The 22,369-nt window shown below is 71.8% G+C and carries 17 protein-coding genes; 12 read left to right on the top strand and 5 right to left on the bottom strand.

Annotated elements, in window-relative coordinates; all coding sequences use genetic code 11:
• Positions 1-185: 185 nt before the first annotated feature.
• Entirely contained in the window at positions 186-554 is a 369-nt protein-coding gene (locus AB0Q99_RS30960) for a DUF4180 domain-containing protein (protein WP_363576996.1), read from the top strand.
• 166 nt (positions 555-720) lie between these two features.
• On the opposite strand, the gene AB0Q99_RS30955 is transcribed toward AB0Q99_RS30960, so the two are convergent.
• The 4 genes from AB0Q99_RS30955 to AB0Q99_RS30940 all read right to left on the bottom strand — a co-directional run bounded on the left by AB0Q99_RS30955 (position 721) and on the right by AB0Q99_RS30940 (position 6,016).
• A complete protein-coding gene (locus AB0Q99_RS30955) occupies positions 721-2,700 on the bottom strand; it encodes a hypothetical protein (RefSeq protein WP_363576994.1) in 1,980 nt (659 codons plus the stop codon).
• Between the two features lie 11 nt (positions 2,701-2,711).
• The gene (locus AB0Q99_RS30950) at positions 2,712-3,575 is read right to left on the bottom strand and encodes a carbohydrate ABC transporter permease (RefSeq protein WP_363576992.1); all 864 of its coding nucleotides are present in this window, start codon (positions 3,573-3,575) and stop codon (positions 2,712-2,714) included.
• Entirely contained in the window at positions 3,572-4,516 is a 945-nt protein-coding gene (locus AB0Q99_RS30945) for a sugar ABC transporter permease (RefSeq protein WP_363576990.1), read from the bottom strand. The genes AB0Q99_RS30950 and AB0Q99_RS30945 overlap by 4 nt, the downstream gene beginning before the upstream one ends.
• Before the next feature lie 180 nt (positions 4,517-4,696).
• Positions 4,697-6,016, bottom strand: a complete 1,320-nt coding sequence (locus tag AB0Q99_RS30940; protein WP_363576988.1) for a sugar ABC transporter substrate-binding protein — start codon at positions 6,014-6,016, stop codon at positions 4,697-4,699.
• 179 nt (positions 6,017-6,195) lie between these two features.
• Here AB0Q99_RS30940 and AB0Q99_RS30935 point away from each other — a divergent pair, with 179 nt between their 5' ends.
• The 11 genes from AB0Q99_RS30935 to AB0Q99_RS30885 all read left to right on the top strand — a co-directional run bounded on the left by AB0Q99_RS30935 (position 6,196) and on the right by AB0Q99_RS30885 (position 21,292).
• The gene (locus tag AB0Q99_RS30935; protein WP_363576986.1) at positions 6,196-7,476 is read left to right on the top strand and encodes an ROK family transcriptional regulator; all 1,281 of its coding nucleotides are present in this window, start codon (positions 6,196-6,198) and stop codon (positions 7,474-7,476) included.
• A gap of 193 nt (positions 7,477-7,669) precedes the next feature.
• Entirely contained in the window at positions 7,670-10,282 is a 2,613-nt protein-coding gene (locus tag AB0Q99_RS30930) for an RICIN domain-containing protein (RefSeq protein ID WP_363576984.1), read from the top strand.
• A 214-nt stretch (positions 10,283-10,496) separates the two neighbouring features.
• On the top strand, positions 10,497-10,757 hold the full coding sequence (locus AB0Q99_RS30925; RefSeq protein WP_363576982.1) for a transposase: 261 nt from the start codon (positions 10,497-10,499) through the stop codon (positions 10,755-10,757).
• Positions 10,754-11,164 carry a hypothetical protein gene (locus AB0Q99_RS30920; RefSeq protein WP_363576980.1) on the top strand — a complete coding sequence of 137 codons (411 nt, stop codon included), beginning with the start codon at positions 10,754-10,756 and terminating at the stop codon, positions 11,162-11,164. The genes AB0Q99_RS30925 and AB0Q99_RS30920 overlap by 4 nt, the downstream gene beginning before the upstream one ends.
• 780 nt (positions 11,165-11,944) lie before the next feature.
• A complete protein-coding gene (locus AB0Q99_RS30915; protein WP_363576978.1) occupies positions 11,945-12,844 on the top strand; it encodes a slipin family protein in 900 nt (299 codons plus the stop codon).
• Between the two features lie 82 nt (positions 12,845-12,926).
• The gene (locus tag AB0Q99_RS30910; RefSeq protein WP_363576976.1) at positions 12,927-13,292 is read left to right on the top strand and encodes a hypothetical protein; all 366 of its coding nucleotides are present in this window, start codon (positions 12,927-12,929) and stop codon (positions 13,290-13,292) included.
• A gap of 262 nt (positions 13,293-13,554) precedes the next feature.
• On the top strand, positions 13,555-14,871 hold the full coding sequence (locus AB0Q99_RS30905; protein WP_363576974.1) for a GAF domain-containing SpoIIE family protein phosphatase: 1,317 nt from the start codon (positions 13,555-13,557) through the stop codon (positions 14,869-14,871).
• Between the two features lie 199 nt (positions 14,872-15,070).
• Positions 15,071-17,827, top strand: coding sequence for a cation-transporting P-type ATPase (locus tag AB0Q99_RS30900; RefSeq protein ID WP_363576972.1), 2,757 nt, complete (start codon positions 15,071-15,073; stop codon positions 17,825-17,827).
• A gap of 193 nt (positions 17,828-18,020) precedes the next feature.
• Positions 18,021-19,760, top strand: a complete 1,740-nt coding sequence (locus AB0Q99_RS30895) for a proline--tRNA ligase (RefSeq protein ID WP_363576970.1) — start codon at positions 18,021-18,023, stop codon at positions 19,758-19,760.
• A complete protein-coding gene (locus AB0Q99_RS30890; RefSeq protein ID WP_363576968.1) occupies positions 19,757-19,939 on the top strand; it encodes a hypothetical protein in 183 nt (60 codons plus the stop codon). Before AB0Q99_RS30895 ends, AB0Q99_RS30890 begins: the two co-directional genes overlap by 4 nt.
• A 786-nt stretch (positions 19,940-20,725) precedes the next feature.
• The gene (locus AB0Q99_RS30885) at positions 20,726-21,292 is read left to right on the top strand and encodes a hypothetical protein (RefSeq protein ID WP_363576967.1); all 567 of its coding nucleotides are present in this window, start codon (positions 20,726-20,728) and stop codon (positions 21,290-21,292) included.
• A 133-nt stretch (positions 21,293-21,425) separates the two neighbouring features.
• Here AB0Q99_RS30885 and AB0Q99_RS30880 read toward each other — a convergent pair whose 3' ends face one another.
• Complete coding sequence (locus AB0Q99_RS30880; RefSeq protein WP_363576965.1) at positions 21,426-22,310, bottom strand: UbiA family prenyltransferase; 885 nt, start codon at positions 22,308-22,310, stop codon at positions 21,426-21,428.
• Positions 22,311-22,369: the final 59 nt, after the last annotated feature.

Here is a 22,369-nt window from a genome sequence, read left to right as displayed (position 1 = left end):
CACCGCGCCGATCGAGCCGATCGCCACCTGGCAGCGCCTGGAGCGCCGCCCGGCCTACTACTCCCCGGTCAGCTGGCAGCAAGCCGCCTGACGGAGCGTAAGGCCCCCTGACGGAGCGTCGAGTCCCGTGACATACATTGGACCTCGCTCAGTACGTGATCACGTTCAGCCCACCGGGAGGCACCATGTCCGACGAACTGCAGGAGCGGCACGGAGTGCAGGTGTTCGTCTGCGACCCGGCCGGCCCCAAGGTGACCACCATGCAGGACGCCCTGGACCTCGTCGGCGCGGCCTTCCTCGGCGCCGAGATCGTGGCCGTCCCCGCCGAGCGACTCGACGAGCAGTTCTTCTCCCTGGGCACCCGATTCGCGGGCGAGATCATGCAGAAGTTCGTCAACTACCGCGTCCGCCTGGCCGTCATCGGCGACATCTCCCGCCACCTCGAAGCCAGTTCGGCACTGCGCGCCCTGGTCCACGAGTCGAACGGCGCCGACCACATCTGGTTCCTCCCCTCCCTCGACGACCTCGACACCCGCATCAAGTCCCTGACCTGACCCACCCCGATGCTGCCCGCCGGCCCCACCCTCCGGCGGGCAGGGTGGAGCGTGGCGGTCGGAAGGCAGCCGCCTCGGTGCCACGACCGGTCGCCGGTTCCGCTGGAACCGGCGACCGGTCGTGGCACGCGGGCTCCGCCATGCCGAGGAGCCCGGCTTCCCGCCGCTACCGCCAGTCGAGGAGCAGCCAGCCGCGGTGCGGCAGGTTCCGGTCGAACTCGACGGTGCGACCGGTGGTGATGGCGTCGACGGCCTCGGGGTCGGCCAACGGGCGGAGCAGGGTGGCCTCCGCGCGGACGGGTCCGCCGGGCAGGTGTACGCGCGGACGGGCGGGGTCGGCGCTGCCGTTGGCGACGGCGAGTCGCCAGCCGTCCTCGGTGCGGGTCAGGTGTGGGATCAGGTGCGGGCCGCCGGTGACCAGCGGCAGGGTCGGCGTGTCGCCTTCCAGGTAGCGGAGCATCGCGTGCAGCAGGCGCTGCCCGTCGTCGTCGTAGGGCAGCAGCTCGACGGCGGTGGCGGCCAACACTCCTACGCGGCCGCCGAGTTCATTGGTGAAGACACACCGTCCGGGACCCCAGGCCCGGTGGTCCGAGGTGAGGATCTCGGTCCAGGTCTCGGCTCCTGCCGCAGGCCGCAGCCGGGCCAGGGCCGGCTGGACGTTGACGCTCAGGTACGCCCCGGCGCCGTCCCCCGAGAGCACGCGCTCCAGCGCGTACGGGCCCGGCTCGCACGCGCCCTCGCGCTCGACGACGTCCTCGACGGTGATGCCGAGCAGGTCGCCGAACCCACGCGCCCGCAGGATGTGGGCTGCGGTGCCGTCGAGCATCAGGCCGCCGGAGAGCATCCGCCGGATCTCGGTGTCGTCGTAGGCCCAGGCGAGCTGCCCGAACAGAACCCGCACGGGGGCGTCCTCGGCGGTGACCGGCACGCCGTAGCGGAGCAGGAAGTCCGCGGCCGGACCGGGGTCGACGGCCAGTTCGGCGAGGTCGCCGCCCCGACGGGTGCGGACGTGGGCGGCGGCGTCCTGACGTACCGGCAGCGCCACGCCGTAGGTGCGCGACGCGGGCCCGGCGATCAGGTCGAGCGCGGGCCGGGAGTGGCGCAGCAGCTCGGCCACCCGGGGAAAGCGCTGGGCGCGGCCGGACTGCATGGGGTGGATGTTGAGGAACATGGCGTCCGCGCCGGCGAGTTGGGCGGCGACCAGTTCGGACCAGGTCTGGGTGTCGGACTTGGACCAGGCGGTGTGCGGCCAGTTCTCGATCTCGGGTTCGCTGCGCACGTAAGCCGGCCGCAGCGCCCGCTGGAGCTCCAGCATCCAGACGGAGAAGCTGAGTTCACGTCCAGGGGCGTCGCCGTACCGGGCGAAGTGCGGGCGGTGCGAGACCTGCCCGTCGATGGCGAGTGCGTCGAAGAGGGCGGGCCAGTCGCGGCCCTCGACGGAGTGGACGCCGGGTTCGGAGCTCATCAGGCCGAGCTGCGAGCGTCCGCCGGAGGCCTTCGCGACCGCTGCCGCCACCTCGGCCGCCACCTCCAGCTGCGCTGTGCGCCAGACCTGTTGCAGGAGGGCGCGCCACGGATGTGGGGCGCCCGGGGCGGTGACGGCGGCGACCGCCTGTTCCCGGGTCACGGGCTCCCCCACCAGTTCGGCGAGGCGCTCCAGCATCAGGGGTTCGAAGCCGCCGCCCCAGGTCAGCGGAGCGTGGTTGTGGTAGCGGAAGTCGTCCTCCAGCCACAGCACGCGGGAGCCGAGGTCGGCGAAGCGGGCGTAGTGGGCGGTGATCCAGGAGCGGAAACGCGGGCAGGCGAAGGAGGCCTGGGCGGTGGCCACCGTTCCGTCCGGTCCGACCATGGGGGTGAAGCCGAGGCGGTCTGCCCGGCCGCGGTCGGCGTGGCCGGCGGTGACCCAGGGGTTGAGGCTGACGTCGAGTCCCGCCCCGCGCAGGACCTCGACGGCCGTCGCCGCGGTGTCGTACAGGTGGTCCTCGGCCTCGCCCGTGGGGTGGCCGGTGTACAGCTCCTCGGCGCCGAGCAGCAGGACGACCTCGTCCACGCCCGCCTCCCGGCAGAACGCGGCGAGTTCGGCGGCGCGTTCGGCGGCGTCCGGGGTGGGGTGGAGCTGGAACCGCAGGTGGTACCGGGCGGGCACGCCGGGCCTCCTCATTTGACGCTGCCGGCGGTGAGGCCGGCGCGCCAGAAGCGTTGCAGGGACAGGAACAGGACGACCAGGGGTATCGCGGAGACCATGGCGGCGGTGACGACGATGTTGAGCGGCGGCGCACCGGGGCCGATCGCGCGCTGGGCCTGCCAGCCGACGACCCCGACGGTGACCGGTTGGAGGTGGTCGTCGGCCAGCATCAGCACGGGCAGCAGGTAGTTGGTCCAGATGGAGACGAACTGGAACAGGAAGATCGTGACCAGCGCCGGGGACATCACCCGCAGCGCGATGGTGGCGAAGATCCGGAACTCGCCGGCGCCGTCGATCCGCCCGGCCTCGATGAGCTCGTCCGGCACGGAGGCGGCGGCGTAGATCCGGGCCAGGTAGACCCCGAACGGGCTGACCATGCTGGGCAGCAGCACCGCCCAGTAAGAGTTCACCAGGTGCAGCTGGGAGAACATGAGGTAGAGCGGGACGGCCAGCAGCGGCTGCGGGACGAGCACGGCGGCGAGCACGCCGTTGAACGTCAGCTCCCGTCCCCGGAAGTGATACGTCGCCAGCGCGTAGCCCGCCATGGCGGAGATCAGGGTGGAGACGCCCGCGCCGCCGACCGCGTAGAGGGCGCTGTTGCCCAGCCATCGCCAGTAGATGCCGTCCTGACGGGTGAACACGTCGTCCAGGTTGTCGAAGAGCGCGAAGTCGCCGAACCAGAAGCCGTTTCCGGAGAAGAGGCCGCTGCTGGTCTTGGTCGAGGCGACCAGCAGCCACCACACCGGGGCGAGGAAGTAGACGGAGGCGATCAGCAGCACGCCGAGCGTGAGCCAGCGGGAGGCCGCGTACCGGACCGCGCGGGTGGTGGTGTTCACAGGACGTCTCCGCGGCGCTGGACGAGCTTCAGGAAGCCGAAGGACAGCACGAACGCCAGGGCCGCGAGCACGACGGACTCGGTGGCGGCGAGGTTGAAGTTGTTGGCGTCCACGGCGTTGTAGGCGGCGTAGATGGGGGTGTAGCTGCTGCTCAGGTTGGGCGCGACGTTGTGCAGGATCGCGGGCTCGTTGTAGAGCTGGGCGGTGCCGATGATGGAGAACACCGTGGTCAGCACCAGGGCCGGACGGATCATCGGCACCTTGATGCGCCAGGCGATGCCGAAGGCCGAACAGCCGTCCATCGTGGCCGCCTCGCTGAGCTCCGCGGGGATGGCCTGGAGGGCGGAGTAGATGATCAGCATGTTGTAGCCGGTCCAGCCCCAGGTCAGCATGTTGCCGACGGTCGGGCCGAGCATGCCGTCGGAGGTCAGGTTCAGGTGCAGGCCCAGGTGGTGGGCGGCGGCGGTGATCGGGCTGAGCCCCGGGGCGACCAGGTAGGACCACATGATCGCGCCGACCACCCCGGGCAGGGCGTAGGGCAGGAAGAAGGCCAGCCGGAAGAACCGCTTGAACATCGTCGACCGGGCGTCCAGCAGCAGCGCCAGGACCAGCGCGAACAGCAGCATCAGCGGCACCTGGACCACGCCGATCAGCAGCACCCGCAGCAGCGAGCCACGGAACGCCGGATCGCCCAGCGCGGTGGCGTAGTTGCCGAGGCCGGCGAAGGTCTGGGTGGGTGCCGAGAGGCCGAGGCCGGAGCGCCGCATCCGGTACAGGCTCTGGTGGACGGTGTAGCCGATCGGCGCCAGGTACAGGGCCGTGAACAGCAGCAGGAAGGGAGCCAGGAACAGCGCGGCGGTCCGGGCCTGACGGCGTGCCCGCCGGGCGGGCCGGGCGGCCGCGTCCTGCCGTGCTGTCCGCCCGGCGAGGGCGATGGTCATGGGTGTCGTCTCTCCTTGATCGGGCCGGGCACCCGGCCCGGCCGGTCCCGTGCCGCCGGGCGGCGGGCGGCACGGAACCGGCCGGTGCCCGGCCCCGCACCGGCGTGGTCGGGGTTGGTGCGGGGCCGGCCGGGGGGTGTCCCCGCACCCTGGGGGTTGGCGCGGGACCGGTCGGTGGTGTCAGCCGGCGACGGCGAGGCCCTGCTGCTTCATGCCGGCCGCGGTCCTGCCCTGCACGTCGGCGAGCACGTCCGGCAGGGTGGCGCCGCCGGTGCCGGCCTTGCCGAGCCCGTCGCCGAGGTCGGTGGAGGTCTGCGTCATGGTCGGGCCCCACTGCCAGTCGGTGGTGATGTGGGCGGTCTCCGCCTTGAAGACGTCGTAGATCACCTGTCCCCCGTAGAACGCGTCCGGCTGGGTGAGCGCCGGGTTGGACAGGCCCGAGGTGGCGGCCGGGTAGATGCCGGTGACCTTGATCAGGTTGCCCACGCTGTCGGCGTTGGTGCTCATCCAGGTGGCGAACTCGGCGGCCTCCTTGGCGTGGGCGCAGCCCTTGAGGACCGCGGTGGCCGAGCCGCCGTCGTTGCCGTACGCGGGGTTGGCGGCGTCCCAGACCGGCATCGGGGCGACGGCCCACTGACCGGCGCCGTCCTTGACGCTGCTCGCGATGATCGGGGCGTCCCAGACGGCGTTGACGTCCGAGAGGATCTTGCCGCTCGCCATGTCGCCGAACTGCGAGGCGTCGTTGCTCGGGTCGGTCTTCAGCAGCTTCCGGTCCAGCAGGTCCTGCCAGTAGGAGGCGACCTTCCGGTTGGCGTCGCTGTTCAGCGTCACCCGCCACTGGTCGTTGCCCGTGCCGAACCAGGCGGCGCCCGCCTGCCAGGCGAGCCCGGCGTAGTTGTAGGCGTCGTTGCCGAAGTTGCCGAGGTAGACGGTCGGGTCGGCGGCGTGCACCTTGGCCGCGTCGGCCGCGTACTCCTCCCAGGTGGCCGGGGGCTTGTCGATGCCGTACGTGGCGAACAGGTCCTTGCGGTACATCAGCGCCATCGGCGCCGTGTCGACCGGGATGCCGTAGGTCTTGCCGTCGATGGTGACCTGCTTCCAGGTCCAGTCGGCGAACTGGCCCTTGACGTCGGCGGTGTACTTGCCGATGTCGGTGAGGGCGCCCGCGGCGGCGAAGCTGGGCAGGGTCTCGTAGCCGACCTGGCCCAGGCAGGGGGCGTTGCCGGCCTTGGCGGCGGTGAGCATCTTCGTGTAGCCGCCCTTGGAACCGGAGGCGGTCTTGTCGAAGGTGACCTGGATGTCCGGGTGGGTCTTGTTGAACTGGGCGACCGACTCGTCGTAGCCCGGGGCCCAGCCCCAGAAGTCGAGCTTGACCGGGCCCGCCGCGGCACCCGAGTCGCCGCTTCCGCTGCCGCTGCCGCTGGACGAACAGCCGGCGACGAGGGCCGCCGCCGTCACGACCGCGAGCGCGGCGGCCATCGAAACAGGTCTTGCCTTCACGTGTGTCTCCTCGTACCCGGCTGGGGGGAAGCGGGGACCAGCCAATTCGTTCGGTTATTGTTTGAACCAACCCTGATAAAGTCAAGAGGCAGCGGGAGGAGACCGGCGGCGCCCGTGACCACAGGTCACGCGGCATGAGCCCGGCCGGCCTCGGGGTGGACGCAGGAGAGGAACCGTTCATGAAGGCAGCGCTTCAGGGGTCGGGCGTACGGAGTCTGGCCATGGCGGGACCGGCCGTCGCCCGCGACCGCTCGTCGTCCCGCCGGGCCAACCTCGGCATGGTGCTGCGACTGCTGCGCGACGAGGGCCCGCGCTCGCGCGCACGCATCTCCGAGGATGCCGGCCTGCCCAAGGCGACGGTCTCCAACCTGACCGCCGAGCTACTGGAGGGCGGCCTGATCCGCGAGGGCGAGGCCGAACGCGACAGAGGTACCGTCGGCCGGCCCGGGCAGGCCGTGGAGATCGACGGCAGCGGCGTGCACGGCATCGGCGCCGAGATCAACGTGGACTACGTCAGCCTGCTCGCCCTCAACCTCAAGGGCGAGGTCACCGCGGAGCAGCGGATCCCCTTCGACGTGCGGGCCGCCGGGCCCGACGCCACCCTGGACACCACCGCGCAGCTGGTCGCCCGAGGTATCGAGGTGCTGCGCCGCGACGGCGGTCGCGTCGTGGGGGTCACCCTGGCCACGCCCGGCGCCACCGACATGACCACCGGCACCGTCGGCTTCGCCTCCAACATCGGCTGGCGGGACGTGCCGGCCATCGCCGGCCTGCGCGAGCGCCTGGGCACGGGCGCCCCGGAGATGCACCTGGAGAACGACGCGAAGCTCGGCGCCCTGGCCGAGTACGTGACCGCCTCCGCCGCGGGCGTCCGCGACCTCGTCCACGTCACCGGCCAGACCGGCGTCGGGGTGGGCATCATCGCCGGCGGGCAGCTGGTGCGCGGCGCCGGCGGCTACGCCGGCGAGGTCGGCCACCTCCAGCTGGTGCCCTCCGAGCAACTGTGCGCCTGCGGCCGGCGCGGCTGCTGGGAGACCACCATCGGCCGCGGCGCCCTCCTGCGCTACGCCGCCGACCCCGGTGATCTGGTCTGGGATCCGACGGTGGACCTGGAGCGCCGCCTCGCCGAGCTGCGCGACCGCGCCCGCGCCGGGGACGCCCGCACACTGGAGGCCCTGCAGCGGATCGCCGACAACCTCGCCCCCGGGCTGGCCCTGCTGGCTGACATCCTGAACCCCCGGCTCATCGTCCTCGGCGGCCACTTCGCCTTCTTCGGCGAGTACCTGCTCGACAGCGTGACCCCCCAGGTGCGCGAACGCGTGATGGCGCCGAACGCCGGCGGCTGCGAGATCGTCCTGTCCACCACCGGGCTGACCGGCACCGCCCGCGGCGGCGCCCTGCTCGCCCTGGACACCGTCTACCAGGACCCGACCCGCGCCATGACACCCACTCAGCGCTGACCGTGCGCCGCCACGCGGGCCGTCGACCCCGGGTCGGCGACCCGCGCCAATGGTCACCATCGGATCACCATGCGATCAGTTCTCGTGCGCGGGGTTGACATCACCCGGGATAAGTTCGGATTCTGGCGGAACTAATCGCCAGTCGTGCTGCCTCCCCCACTCCGCCGGCAGCGCGCCTCCGGAAGGATCCCCCATGAGACGAACGACGTCTCGGCTGTCACGGGCCTCGCTCGTGCCGGTCCTGACCCTGGCAGCCGCGACCTGCCTCCCCCTCGCCGCCGCACCGGTCGCCACGGCAGGACCGGTCGCCACCGCCGGCACGGTCACCATCGGCGGCAAGTGCCTGGACGACGCCAACGCCGGCACCACCGACGGCAACCCCGTCCAGTTGCTCGGCTGCAACGGCTCGGCCGAGCAGCAGTGGACCTGGAACACCGACGGCAGCGTCACCGTGTTCGGCAAGTGCCTCGACGTCACCGACGCCTCCAACGCCACCGGCGCGCTGCTCCGGCTCTACAGCTGCAGCTCCCAGGCCAACCAGAAGTTCGCCTGGCTCCCGGACGGCACCGTCTACAGCGCCAAGTCGGCCAAATGCGTCGCCGTCCAGAGCACTTCGATCACCGACAACGCCCGCGTCGGCCTCGCCCCGTGCGCCCCCTCCCCGACCGAGGTCTGGGGCGGCACCTCGGCACCGCCCGCGCCGTACACGCTGTCGGCCGGCACGCCCGTTCCCTTCGGCAACGCCGACGACACCCCGGCCGCCGGCTACACCGACGCCAACGGGCGTTTCTACTACCAGTCGGCGCACTCGCTGTACGGCGCGGCAGACGGCCGCAGCTGGCAGTTCTACAGCGGCTCGAACTTCGACACCGCCACGCTCGCGCCGATCAGCACTGCGGTGAACCCCGCCAACTCCCAGGACAGCAACGCTGACACCACCTGGCGCTGCAACAACAGCCCCACCGGCCTCGCCGCCACCAACGCGCCGGCCGGCTCCAACTACGCCCAGCGCAACTACTGCGACCTGGCGGGCGTCTGGGTCGACCCCGACACCGGCTGGTGGTACGGCCTGGTCCACAACGAGTTCACCCCGCAGCCCTTCGGCGACGGCCTGCACTACGACGCCATCGACTACACCGTCTCGAAGGACCAGGGCCACACCTGGACCATCGCCGACCACGCCATCACCACCCCGTACAGCACCGTGCGCGGCGACGACACGACCTTCCCCAACAGCACCTTCTCCTACGGCGACGGCGACCCCCGCCTGTTCGCCGACTACCGTTCCGGCTACTTCTACGTCTTCTACATGTCCCGGCCCGTCGACAAGAAGGGCGGCTGGGGCGGCTTCGAAGAGCACGTCGCCCGCGCGCCGATCTCCGGCAAGATGGCCCCCTCCTCCTGGACCAAGTGGAACAACGGCTCCTGGTCCACCCCCGGCATCGGCGGCGCCGAGAGCGACATCGTCCCCGCCCAGGGCGTCGGCACCGGCTACCTCGCCCCCGGCGACAGCTACTCCCCGGCCAAGACCGGCGACATCAGCACCCAGATCGCCGCCGGCACCATGCCCGCCCCCTCGCAGCTGTCCGTCCTGAACATCGCCTGGGACGCCTACCTCGGCACGTACATCGGCACCCCCGAGAACGAGGCCGGCTCCAACCAGCCCCAGCACTACTACGTCACCGACGACCTCGCCACCCAGAAGTGGACCGACATCGGCACCGCCGGCGGCCCGCAGAGCTCCTGGTACCGCTGGCTCGTGGACTCCGGCAGCAAGACCGGCACCACCGTCCTCGGCAAGACCTTCCGCTCCTACTGCTGGTGGAGCTGCTCCACCGGAAACAGCGAGTACTCCGAGGTCACCGTCGCCCCGACCTCCGCGGCAGCCCTTCCGACCGCCCCCGTCAACAGCGGCGTGTCGTACCAGCTCGGCGCGGGCAACGGCCGATACCTGGCCCAGAACGGCAACGCCCTCACCACCGCCACCACCGCCGGCACCGCCGCCCAGCAGTGGACCTTCACCCCCACCGGCGACGGCTTCTACACCATCGCCAACGCCGGCTCCGGCCAGCTGCTCGGCGTCAACACCAGCACCGACGCCGGCCGCGCCTGGGGCGCGGCCCCGACCCTCCAGAACCGCGGCGCGACCCCCACCGCCGGTCAGCAGTGGTCCATCCAGACCCTCGTCCAGACCCCCGCGAGCAGCGGACCGTCCACGCCCACCAGCAACTACCGCCTGGTCAACCGCTACAGCGACCTCGCGCTCAGCCTCACCACCGGCCCCCAGGCCGTGACCACCTCACCCCAGCGCACCTGGGACAACCCCGGCACCGCCGGTGACACCCGCCCGGTCGCCGCCCAGACCCTCGCCTTCACCGCGACCACCGCCACCCCGAGCCTCGACGGCCCCCACATCCTGTCGATCTCGGGCAAGGCCCTGGACGACCCCAACTGGTCGAAGAACACCGGCACCCAGCTCGACACCTGGACCACCAACGGCGGCCAGAACCAGCGCTGGACCTTCACCCGGCAGCCCGACGGCTCCTACACCCTCACCAACGCCTACTCCCAGCTGTGCGCGGACGACCAGGGCGGCGCCACCGCACCCGGCACCGCCGTGGTCCAGTGGACCTGCACCGGCAACGACAACCAGCGCTGGAAGGCCGACCGACTCCCCTCCGGCACCTACACCCTCACCAACGTCCACACCGGGCTCCTGCTGACCACGACAGGCACCACCGACGGCGCCCTGCTGGCCCAACAGCCGGACAGCGGAACGCCGTTGCAGCAGTGGACGCTCAACTGACCTTCTGAACAACCCGCTTGCGGCACCAACGTCGCGGGAGTCCGTGCACGGACTCCCGCGACGAGCCGTGCCCTCCCCAGTCGGACGGGCGGGAGCCCCTGCACCTCCGTTCCACACCGCGTCCGGGCGGTGATCACCCGCGAATACCCGCAGACGATGACCAGCACCGGTGGTCGGCCGGACCGGCCGTAGCCGAGCGGGATGTCCACGGCCGGTGCTCGCCGCCGAGATCGCGGTGATCCATCTGGCGTCCCGTGGCGCATACGGCGTCCCGCGCGTGCACGTGGAACGGCGTCGCCAGGGCTGGGCGGTCCGCCGGAAGACGGTGGAGCGGATCATGCGCGAGCGCGGGATCACGGGCATCACCCGCCGCCGGCGGGCACGAACGAGGGCGGGACCACCGCGCCGAACAGGTGCGGGAGGCCTGGCGTCGGCAGACCCTGGAAGAGGGGCCGACCTCGGAGGAGAGCGATGACCGGTACCAGTGCCTCACGGGAACCGAGCGCCATGGTGCACATGTCGGTCTCCGGTGCGCCCCGTGCGGCGAACGTGATCGCCGACACGGTGGCGCAGTCATTCAGGGTGATCACTGTCCCTGGCCCTGGCGCAGCGAGGGACTACGCCCCACCCGCCGATCAGGTGACCCACACCCGTTGGCAGATCGACACGTCGGCGCCGATCGCAGAAGCCGCCGCACGGGCGATCGCCCGCGCAGGTGCCGGTGTCGGCCCGGTGAAAGTGGAGCTCGGCGGCCGAGCCGATGCCGTGGCCAAGGTCGATGCACTGATCCGCAACCGTTTCCGCGCCGGACCGCCGGCGGGATTCTCCCAGGCGTTCGAAGTGTGGCCGGAGAGTCCGCCGGACGACACGGGCCGGCCGTGAACTGCGATCGCCGGAGCTACCGCCGCTGCGGCACGGTACAGGAGCCGCACGAGCCGGCCCGAGGCGCGCTGCGGAGCCGTCGCCTCTGACACAACCAGGAAGCCCCGAGCCGGGGCTTTCGGTGTCCGGGTGCACACCGGCCACGGCGGACGAACCTCGCCGCAGTGCCGTGCGGGCAGGCGAAGACCTGCAAGGTGGGCTCCCTTCGCCGGCATTGTCCGGATCAGGTGGTGGAGGTCGCCTTCCGGTCTCACAGACCTTCCAGCCTCTCAGCCCGACCGTCGACAAACACCCCGCGCGGAGCCTCCGCCCGTCGCCCGGGGCCATCCGGTCGAACTCCCTCGCTCGCCCTGCAGGCCAATTCCCACAATACGCTCGTCCCCGCCCGGCACCAGGGCCGAAGCGGACGGGGATGCTGTGCACTCCTCACCCACGTGCCAGGCCTTGCCTGCGGACGGTCATCCCCGGGTGTGGTTGCGGGCGAGCCGCAGGGTGGCCGGCTGCGTGCGTTCACCGGCCCGCCCCGCTCCGGTGTCGGCGTTCGGGCAACGGATGCACCCTCGGGGACGCCGTCGGTGACCCGTCCAGCCGGAGGCCCTGCACTTGGGGCGGGCCGGTCACGACCGGAGCATGCCCGTCCGGCCCTGTCGCTGGCAGAGGATACGGGGCAGGCTCACGGTAGGACCGAGTACCAGTCCCGCGCCTCCCGGTCACTCTGCTCGCGGCGACGCGTTCCCGGACCTGGCTGTCGACGCAGGTCCGCTATCGAAGGGAACCGAAATGACCGCCGTGATCGCAGTCCTGGTGGTGCTCGTCATCCTGGTCCTGATCGCGCTCGCGATGTCGATCCGCATCGTCCGCCAGTACGAGAAGGGGGTCGTCTTCCGGTTCGGCCGGATTACCGGAGCACGCGACCCGGGACTGCGCCTGATCATCCCGTTCGCCGACGTCATGCACCACATCTCGCTGCGGATCGTCACCATGCCGATCCAGTCCCAGGGCATCATCACCCGCGACAACGTCAGCGTCGACGTCTCCGCCGTCGCCTACTTCCGCGTCGTGGACGCGATCAAGTCGGTCATCGCCATCGAGAACGTGAGCTCCGCGATCAACCAGATCGCCCAGACGACCCTCCGGAAGGTCGTCGGCCGGCACACCCTGGACGAAACCCTCTCCGAGACCGACCGCATCAACCTGGACATCCGCCGGATCCTGGACGTCACCACGACCGATTGGGGCGTGGACGTCACCCTGGTCGAACTCAAGGACATCCAACTGCCCGACACGATGAAACGCGCGATGGCCAAGCAGGCCGAAGCCGAGCGGGAGAAGCGCGCCAAGATCATCAGCGCACAGGGAGAGGCACTGGCCGCCTCCGCACTCGGCGAAGCCTCGGACACGATGATGGCTCACCCGCTCGCGCTCCAACTGCGCAATCTGCAGAGCCTCGTCGAGATCGCCGTCGACAAGAACAGCACCGTCGTCTTCCCCGCGCCCCTGATGAGCACCATCGGCGAACTCGGCTCCTTCCTCTCCCGCGAGGCAACCGCCGCCGCCGCTCCCGCACCGCAGCCGCCCCTGGGCCGCCCGGACGCCCGGATCCCGGCCAAGCCCGTCCACCTCCCTGCTCCCGACCCCGTTCACGTACCGGCGCCCGACGGGGCAACCGGGACCCCGTAGACATCGCCGTCCCTTCCGGCCGAGGACACACGGCGTCCATCGGCGACGGACGGAGAGCACCACGCGAAAGGCCATCGCGAAGATGACGCAGCCATTGCACACACCGCGCCACGGGCCGCGCCGCCTCGTCGAGCGTTGGAGAGCCTCAGCGGCCGACCACCGCGCGCGTGCCGCCGCCCGGCGGTGGCAGCACGTCGGCACCGAACCGCGCTGGGCGCGCAGCGATCTGCCGGCCCGGCGACTGCTCGGACGGATCTTCGCCCCGTTCTTCCTGCTCGGGACCATCGTCTTCACACTGCTCGCGGCGAACGTACTCCCCGCACCGAGCGCCGACCGTGCGTTCTACACGGGGCTCGCCGTGCTGTGCGCCGTGTCCACCGCCGTCGCGGTGATCGACCTGATCGTCATCCGGCGCCGGATGGCCGAGCAACGACGGTGGCACCGCTGACGACGCGGCCGAGCGGAAGGCACGGCCACAGCGGGACCACCGCAGAGCGTAACGGCGCCCGTCGCAATCGCGGTCGGCGACGGGCCCGCCTACGGTTGAAAAGCAGGACGCGCTGATGCGTCCGGCTTCCGGTTGCGCAACGCGTCGAAGGTACGGTCGTCCAGCAGAGGAATCGAAGGTGGGCCGGGTGGATCGGGTGGATCCGGAGGATGGATCCGGGTGGGCGGATGTTCCCGACCGCAGCCACCGAATCGATGACGAGATGGACCAGATCGTCGGACGCCTGCGGGACCTCGCCCGCACCCAGCGCCGGTTCCAGGACCTGCTGAACGCGGTCATGGCGGTGGGCCGGGAACTGGACCTGCCGGTCGTGCTCCGCAGGGTGATCACCACCGCGATGGGCCTGGTCGACGCACGCTACGGCGCACTCGGTGTGCTGAGCGAGGACGGCGAACACCTGGAGGAGTTCATCCCCGTAGGGCTGAGCGAGCAGCAGGTCGCAGCGCTGAGCGGGGTCGCCCTTCCACACGGACGCGGACTCCTGGGACACCTCATCGACCACCCCGAACCACTGCGTGTCGCGGACATCGGCGCCCACCCGCACGCGGTGGGCTTCCCACCGGGCCACCCGCTGATGCGGACACTGCTCGGGGTGGCGCTCACCGGACGTGGACGGGTCTACGGCAACCTCTACCTCTGCGAGCGGCGCGACGGACAGCCCTTCGACGACCACGATCAGGACATCCTCGTGGCGCTCGCCGGCGCGGCCGGCCTCGCCATCGAGAACGCCCGCCTCTACCGGCAGGTCCGCGCCAGCGCCGAGTACTTCCAGCGTCTCCTGCTTCCCAGCCTGCCCGAGGTGGCGCCCTTCTCCGTCGCGGCGATCTACCGGCCCGCCGCCGCCCCGGACCACGTCGGCGGCGACTGGTACGACGCCCTGATGCTCCCCGACGGCGCCTGCGCCCTGGTCATCGGCGACGTCGCCGGGCACGACCTGAAGTCCGCCGCCGCCATGGCCCAGACCCGCAACATGCTGCGCGCTCTCCTCTACGACCGCCGCACCCCGCCCAGCGCCGTCCTGACGCAGCTCGACCGCACCCTCCAGGCGATCACCGACAACCCGATCACCACCACCTGCCTCGCCCGCATCGAACCCGCCGAGGACGGCTGGACACTCCACTGGAGCAACGCCGGACACCCGCCACCGCTCCTGATCGGCCCCGACGGCACGGCCCGCTACCTTCACGCCGACCCCGGCCTGCCCCTCGGCGTCGACCCCGACGTGCCCCGCCCCGACCACAGGCACCCCCTGCCCGGCGACGCCACCCTCGTGCTCTTCACGGACGGCCTGGTCGAGCGCCCCCACCGCCCCCTGGACGTCGGCCTCACCGCCCTTGCCCAGGTCGCCGCCGCCCACGCCGAGCTGCCCCTCGAAGACCTGTGCCGGACCCTGGCCGACGCCGGCCTCTCCGATGGACGCGACGACCTCGCCGTCCTCACCCTGCGTACCCCGCCCACTCCACCCAGCACCGGAGCCGAGCCGCCTCCACCCGTGTCCGGGTCCCCTGCCGCTCCGTGATCCGGAGGGCCCTGACCGCCGGGGCCCTGACCGCCGGGGCCCTGACCGCCGGGGGCACGGACGGCCGGGGGGGTCGGTCACGAACCGGCTTGCCGTTTCCTCCGCACCGCGGGGTAGCCGGCACGGGCCGGCAGGCACGCGGGCCGGCCCGAGGTGTCGCTCCGCCGGCGGGCTCCGGACCGGACCTACCGTCTGTTCGGTGAAGAGTCGACACGAAACCTGGGTGCGGCCTCCCGGACTCGATCCCGAGGAGGCGGCGGAGCTGCTCCTGCGCGATCTGCACAGTTCACGGGCCGGACTGACCTCGATCGAGGCGCAGCGGCGCCTGCTGCAGTACGGCCGCAACGAGCTGCGCCGGCGCGGCGGCCGACGCTGGCCGAGGGAGCTGGCGCGCCAGTTCACGCACCCGCTCGCGCTGCTGCTGTGGCTGGCCGCGGCGCTGCTCACGGCCGTGGGCTCGTTCGTCGTGGCGGTCGCGGTCGTACTGATCATCTTCCTCAACGCCGCGTTCGCGTTCGTCCAGGAGGTGCACGCCGAGCACGCGGTCGAGGCGCTGGCCGCCTACATCCCCCAACGGGCGAAGGCCCTGCGCGACGGTGCCCCCCGGGAGATCGACGCCACCGAGCTGGTCCCCGGCGACATCGTCGTCATCGAGGCGGGCGACCGGATCGCCGCCGACATCCGCCTCCTGCAAGGTGCCGTCGAGGTCGACATGTCGGCGTTGACCGGCGAGTCGGTGACCACGCTGCGCTCGGCCGCGATCCTGGACGTGAACGTCCCCGTGCTCACCGCACACGATCTCGTCTTCAGCGGCACCAGTTGCACGGGCGGCGAGGCGCACGGCGTGGTCTTCGCCACCGGGATGAACACCGAGCTCGGCCGCATCGCCGCGCTCTCGGAGCGGGTCGAGCAGGAGCCCAGCCCGCTGGAGCGCCAGGTGCGCCGGGTCGCCTGGCTGATCGCGGTCGTCTCGGTGTCCCTGGCAGTCGCCTTCATCCCCCTGGCCACGTTCGGCATCGGTCTGTCGCTGGTCGACTCCGTGGTCTTCGCCGCCGGCCTGCTGGCCGGCATGGTTCCCGAGGGGCTCCTGCCCGTCATCACCCTCGCGCTCGCCGTGGCCGTCCGGGCGCTCGCCGGCCGCGGCGCCCTCGTCAAACGGCTCAGCGCGGTGGAGACCCTCGGCTCGACGGACGTCATCTGCACGGACAAGACCGGCACCATCACCGAGAACCGCATGCGCCCCACCCGGGTCTGGACCGCCTCGGGCCTCCTCGACCTCGACGACGCCGCGGCGCTCCATCGCGACACCCCGCCCGACCCGGCCCAGGTCACGGTCGGACGGATCGCGGCCACCTGCAACAACGCCCGCCTCGAACCCGGTGAGGAACCCAGCGGCGACCCCACCGAGATCGCCGTCCTGCTCGCCGCCCGCGAACTCGGCGCCGGTCTCGCAGCCACCGAACGCGAGTCGGACCGGTGCTGGCAGTTCCACTTCGACCCGGAACTCAAGCTGATGTCGACCATCGACCGCCACCACGGCCGGCTCGCCATCCGCACCAAGGGAGCACCCGAAGCACTCCTGCCGCACTGCACCACGTTCCTCGCCGCCCAGGGGAAGCAGCTGCCGCTCACCGACTCCGACCGGCAGCGCATCGCCGCCCAGGTCGACGCGTTCGCGGCCGACGGCCTGCGCGTGCTCGCCCTGGCCGAACGGGAACTGCCCCCCGGCCGCCGGCCACCGCACCGGCGGAGCGACGCCGAGACCGACCTGTGCTTCGCCGGACTGATCGCCATGCTCGACCCGCCCCGTCCCGAGGTCGCCGAAGCCGTACGCGACTGCCGCACCGCCGGCATCCGCATCATCATGATCACCGGCGACCACCCGCTCACCGCGGCCGCGATCGCCCGACGCGTCGGCATCACCGGTAGCGACCCCACCGTGATCAGCGGCCAGCAGTTGGAGGAGCTCGGCGAGACCGAACTCCGCGCCCTCGTCAGCCGGACACCCGACATCGTCTTCGCGCGCGCCTCCCCCGAGGCCAAGCTCCGCATCGCCGACGCCCTGAGCGACGAGGGACACGTCGTCGCCATGACCGGCGACGGCGTCAACGACGCCCCAGCGCTGCGCCGCGCCGACATCGGCATCGCCATGGGCCGCTCCGGCACCGACGTCGCCCGCGAAGCCTCCACCATGGTGCTCACCGACGACGACTTCGCCTCGATCGCGACCGCGGTGCGCGACGGCCGCCGGATCTACGACAACGTCCGCAAGTTCATCATCTACATCTTCGCCCACGCGACACCCGAGGTGACGCCGTTCCTCTTCTTCGCGCTCGGCGGCGGCCGCATCCCGCTCCCCCTGACGATCCTGCAGCTCCTCGCCTTCGACGTCGGCAGCGAGACGCTCCCCGCCCTCGCCCTCAGCCGCGAACCCGCCGAACCCGGGCTCATGGACCGCCCGCCCCGTCCGCGGTCCGAAGGCGTCGTCCAGGGCCCGATGCTGATCCGCGCCTGGCTCTTCCTCGGCGCCATCGTCGCCGCACTCCAGATGACGGGCTTCTTCTTCGTCCTCACCAGGGCCGGCTGGACCCCGGGCGACCCGACCGGGCCCGGGGATCCCCTGCACCACGCCTACCAGCAGGCCACGACCATGACCTTCCTCGGCATGATCGCCGGACAGATCGGCACCGCCTTCGCCGTCCGCACCACCCGCGCCTCGCTCCGCTCCGTCGGCGTCCTGTCCAACCGCTACCTCCTCGCCGCCATCGCCGGCGAACTCCTCCTCGCAGCCGTCTTCGTCTACACCCCGCCGTTCCAGAAGCTTCTGGGCACCGCCGCCCTCCCGGCGAGCGACCTGCTGTTCCTGCTGCCCTACCCCTTCATCGTCTGGGGCGCCGACGAACTGCGCCGCTACCTGATCCGACGGCACAGCTCCCGTTCCCCCCGACGGCACTAGCCTCGACGCCGTCGGTCTCGGCCACCCTTGTCGCCGGATGTCCCGGACGTGGAGCACCATCGAAGGGGGGCGGGCCGCACCCGGCCTGCGGGTGCGGGTCCACCGGAATGACGGCATCGAGCCGTCTGCTGTCGAAGAGCCCCCGGAAACGGCCACGGCAGACCCGTCTGCCACCGAACGAAAGCTGCTGGCCATGCGCTGGTCCCGGACGCACATCCCGACCCTTCGCGAGAACCCGGCGGAGGCCGACGCGCCGAGCCATCGGCTGCTGCTCCGCGCCGGATTCGTCCGGCAGCTCATGGCGGGCCACTACTCGCTGCTGCCGCTCGCCGTCCGGGTACGGTCGAAGATCATCACCATCATCCGGGAGGAGATGACCGTCATCGGGGCGCAGGAGTTCTCCCTGCCGGCCCTGCACCCGGCGGAGGTGTGGCGGCGCAGTGGGCGGTGGGACGCCATGGGGGAGGAGATGTTCCGCCTGAAGGACCGTAAGGGCGCCGAACTGACGCTGGGCATGACCCACGAGGAGATCTTCACGTCGCTCGCCACCGAGCTGAAGTCGTACCGCGAACTGCCGCAGACGTGGTACCAGTTCCAGACCAAGTTCCGCGACGAGCCCCGCGCCAAGGGCGGCCTGCTACGGACCCGGGAGTTCACGATGAAGGACTCCTACAGCTTCGACCTGACGCAGGAGGGCCTGGACCGGTCGTTCGACCTGCACCGTGAGGCCTACCTGCGGATCTTCGCCCGGCTGGGGATTCCGGTCATCCCGGTGGAGGCGTCCAGCGGCAGCATGGGCGGGGCCGCGTCGACGGAGTTCATGTGCCCGGCCGAGGCCGGTGAGGACTTCGTCGTGCACTGCCCCGCCTGCGGTTACGCGGCCAACAGCGAGAAGGCCGTCTCCCGGCTCGCCGCGATCGCGGACGGTCCGGGCCTGCCCGCCCCGGAGCCGTTCGACACCCCCGGTGTGCGGACGATCGACGACCTGGCCTCGCGCTTCGACGCGCCCGCCGAGCGCCAGGTGAAGACCCTCGTCTACGTCCTGGACGGGCGGCTCTCCCTCGTCCTCCTGCGCGGGGACCACGCGCTGGCCGAGCAGAAGCTCGCGGACGCCGGCGGGGCCGGCGCGGTTCGGCCCGCCCGGCCGGAGGAGATCCGGGAGGTCCTCGGTGCCCTGCCGGGAAGCCTCGGCGCCGTCGGGGTGGCGTCGGTGACCATCCTCGCGGACGAGGCTCTGCGAGGCCGACGGGGCATGGTCACCGGCGCCAACAGGGACGGTGTCCACCTGCGAGGTGTCGACGTGGAGCGGGACATCGCCGTCTCCCGGTGGACGGACCTGCGCGAGGTCGCCCCCGGGGAGCCTTGCGTGCGGTGCGGACAGCCGCTGCAGGTCCGGAAGGCGATCGAGGTCGGCCACATCTTCAAACTCGGCTGCACGTACAGCGATGCCTTCGGCCTCACCGTCCTGGACGCCGACGGCAGACCCAGGAAGGTCGTCATGGGCTGCTACGGCATCGGCATCGAGCGGGCGATGGCAGCCGCCGTCGAGTGCCACCACGACGACAAGGGCATCGTCTGGCCGACGGCCGTCGCCCCCTTCGAGGCGGTCGTACTGGTGGCCCAGCCCGACGACGAGGCCACCGCCGCGGCCGGTGAGCAGGTCTACCGGCAACTGCTCGCCGCCGGGGTGGACACGATCATCGACGACCGCTCGGAGCGGGTCGGCGTCAAGTTCCGGGATGCCGAGCTCGTCGGCATCCCGCTGCGCGTCACCGTCGGCAAGCGCGGACTCGCCGACGGGGTGGTGGAGCTGACCGAGCGGGCATCGCACGGGACGCGGCGGGTCCCCCTGGAGGAGATCGCCGTTGAGGTGCGCAGGACCGTGTCGTCCACGTCGGGTGGTTCGAACAGGAGCAGGACGCGGGCGAGGTGATCGTGTGCTCCTTCGTTCCTCTGCGCCTGGAACTCCTGGTGATTCCCCCCCCCGAGGCCGAAGCCTCCGCCGCCGAGTGGCTGATGGCAGCGGCGTCCGACCCCGCCAACACCCGCACCGGCACCGACCTCCTGACAGCCGCGGGCGCGCCGACCGCGGACCCGCGGGCAGACGGATGACAACGTCCGGCGGCGGACGGGACCAGGCCGTTCGGCGCCGACCCCTGCCGTGACTTCCCGCTGCCGGCCGCGGTCGGTCCGGCTACTCGCGTGACCACTCGGTCTCGGCCTGGGGGTCGCCGACCGTGTCCCGCCCCTCCCAGACCCGGACCCTGATCGCCCGGGGGCCGGGAGCCGGCCTGGAGAGCGTGCGAACGAACACGTCCCGCAGGTGATTGGCCGCCCGCTGGGGCGGTCCGTCGTATTCCACGGGGTCCGGCATGGGAGCGCCGTCCTGCCGGGACCAGCGGCCGCCGTCATCCTGCGTCTCGAGAATCCACCGGTAGTGCCGCATCCTGGCCTCCCGTGACGACGGGCCCGTGTCAGAACACGACCGTACGGGTCCGACGGACCGCCGGCGACCGGAGGACTTCCACCGGCACGAGAGGGCTTCGGCGGCGGACCCGCCGTCTCCGGCACACGAGCGCGCGGTGGTTCTTCGACGGTTTCCACGTGCCGGGGTTTCCGAATTCGCAGACCCGCGGGCCGCCGATGTGATCAGGATCCAGCGGACCAGGCCGGCCCACGGCGCCCCAGACCTGCCGGTCGGCTGATGCCCACGGACGTCCCGGCTGACGGCCGGACGCGGCTGCGCCCCTTGGTCACCCGCACGAGTGAAGGTCGGCGTGCGGCCGGATCGCCGGCGGACGGCAGGCCGGGGGTTCGGTGCCTACGGTGGATCGGAAAGTCACCGTCGGTGAGCCGGTCGACCGGCGTCGCCGCGTCCCCAGGGCCAAGAGGTACGTCATGAATCGTTTCATCGCGCTTACTGTCGGTGTGATCGCCGCGGTGGCCACCGCCTCCGGATGCAGCAGTTCCGGTACCACGGCTTCCTCGACCGCGACCTCGACCGCGAGCACAGGCGCCCCCACGACCGCCGCCGGCTCTGCCACTGCCGGCGGAAGCGCCGCCACGGTGAAGACGGCGGATTCCCCCTTCGGCCAGATCCTGGTCGACGGTTCCGGCAGGACGTTGTACCTGTTCAAGGGCGATACCGGGACGACCTCGACCTGCAACGGGACCTGTACGCAGAATTGGCCGCCGCAGACCACGACCGGGACGCCCAACAGCAGCGGAGTGACCGCGTCCCTGGTCGGAACGACCACCCGTTCGGACAACTCGACCCAGGTGACCTACAACGGCCACCCGTTGTACCACTTCGTCAAGGACACGAAGCCCGGGGAGACCAACGGCCAGGGCGTCAACGCCTTCGGCGCTTCGTGGTACGTGGTCAGTCCCAGTGGTGACGCGATCACCGGCGCAGCCTCCGCGTCGGCTTCACCGTCGGCCAGTTCCACGGGCGGCGGCTACTGAGGCCCGCTCCTGACGCCGCTGAGCTGTCCGGGCCCCGCGTGGACATCCCTGCTCGGCGCTCCGGCCTCGGCGGGACCGCGGGCTCCGTCCCGGACGGCGCCCTCGGCGCTCCGGAGCGCCCTCCGCGTTCCGGTCAGGTGAGTGCGGCGCCGCGCAGCAGGAGCAGGCCGACGTCGATGGCGGCCAGGGCGAGGGTGGCCAGGAAGGGCAGCCGGCTGCGCGGGCCGGACCGCGGCGGCGACGCGACGGCGAGCGCCGACGCGCCGGTGAGGGCGAGTGAGGTCATGCCCGCGGCGCCGACCCGACCGGACGGCCCCAGGACGAGGACGAACGCCCCGGCGAGCAGCAGCACGGCGGCCAGGACCCTCGCCCCTCGCGGGCCGAGGCGCTGGGGCAGGCCGCGGACGTCCGTCGCCAGATCGCCGTCGATGTCGGGCAGGACGTTGGTGACGTGGGCGCCCGTGCCCAGCAGTGCGCCGGCGACCATCACCCATCCGGCCGGCCAGGGGTGTCCGGGCAACGCGAGGGTGACGAAGGCGGGCAGCAGCCCGAAGGCCGCGGCGTAGGGCAGCCAGGAGAGCACCGTGCGCTTGACGCCCAGGTTGTACGACCAGGCCGCGGCGACCCCGACCAGGTGAGCCGTACCGGCCGCGAGCCCGTTGGCCAGCGACAGCGGAACGCACAGCGCGAGCGCGCACCCGGCGGTGACGGCCACGGTCCGCGGGCGCACCGCGCCGGCCACCAGCGGCTTGTCACCCCGACCGGTGGCCAGGTCCCGGCGCAGATCGACACGGTCGTTGCACCAGCCCACCGACAGCTGTCCGGCGAGCACCGCCGAGGCCACCAGCGCGCTGCCCGCCGGGCCCCGCCCGGAAGCGACCGCCAGAGCGGTGATCACGGCGGTGACGGCGATCGAGGGAAGGGCGTGGGAGGCGGCCAGCAGCCCCCGGACCGAGCCGCCCGCGCCCGGACGGGACTGCGTGGCCGCGGGCGGGTGCTGGGCTCCGGCGGTGTGCACGGACCCATGGTAGATCGGGCGAACTGCCGAATTTCCACCATGTCGTGATGAATGGTCAG

Origin of the sequence: Kitasatospora sp. NPDC086791 (genome assembly GCF_040685975.1) — a bacterium.
Classification (GTDB): domain Bacteria; phylum Actinomycetota; class Actinomycetes; order Streptomycetales; family Streptomycetaceae; genus Kitasatospora.
This window is presented reverse-complemented; position numbering and strand designations above follow the sequence as displayed.

Bases quoted from the DNA above. Each gene is read 5' to 3' on its own strand.
- AB0Q99_RS30905 (WP_363576974.1), top strand. From the start codon at position 13,555: ATGGACCAGATCGTCGGACGCCTGCGGGACCTCGCCCGCACCCAGCGC.
- AB0Q99_RS30935 (WP_363576986.1), top strand. From the start codon at position 6,196: ATGAAGGCAGCGCTTCAGGGGTCGGGCGTACGGAGTCTGGCCATGGCG.
- AB0Q99_RS30885 (WP_363576967.1), top strand. From the start codon at position 20,726: ATGAATCGTTTCATCGCGCTTACTGTCGGTGTGATCGCCGCGGTGGCC.
- AB0Q99_RS30920 (WP_363576980.1), top strand. From the start codon at position 10,754: ATGACCGGTACCAGTGCCTCACGGGAACCGAGCGCCATGGTGCACATG.
- AB0Q99_RS30895 (WP_363576970.1), top strand. From the start codon at position 18,021: ATGCGCTGGTCCCGGACGCACATCCCGACCCTTCGCGAGAACCCGGCG.
- AB0Q99_RS30915 (WP_363576978.1), top strand. From the start codon at position 11,945: ATGACCGCCGTGATCGCAGTCCTGGTGGTGCTCGTCATCCTGGTCCTG.
- AB0Q99_RS30930 (WP_363576984.1), top strand. From the start codon at position 7,670: ATGAGACGAACGACGTCTCGGCTGTCACGGGCCTCGCTCGTGCCGGTC.
- AB0Q99_RS30960 (WP_363576996.1), top strand. From the start codon at position 186: ATGTCCGACGAACTGCAGGAGCGGCACGGAGTGCAGGTGTTCGTCTGC.
- AB0Q99_RS30910 (WP_363576976.1), top strand. From the start codon at position 12,927: ATGACGCAGCCATTGCACACACCGCGCCACGGGCCGCGCCGCCTCGTC.
- AB0Q99_RS30945 (WP_363576990.1), bottom strand. From the start codon at position 4,516: ATGACCATCGCCCTCGCCGGGCGGACAGCACGGCAGGACGCGGCCGCC.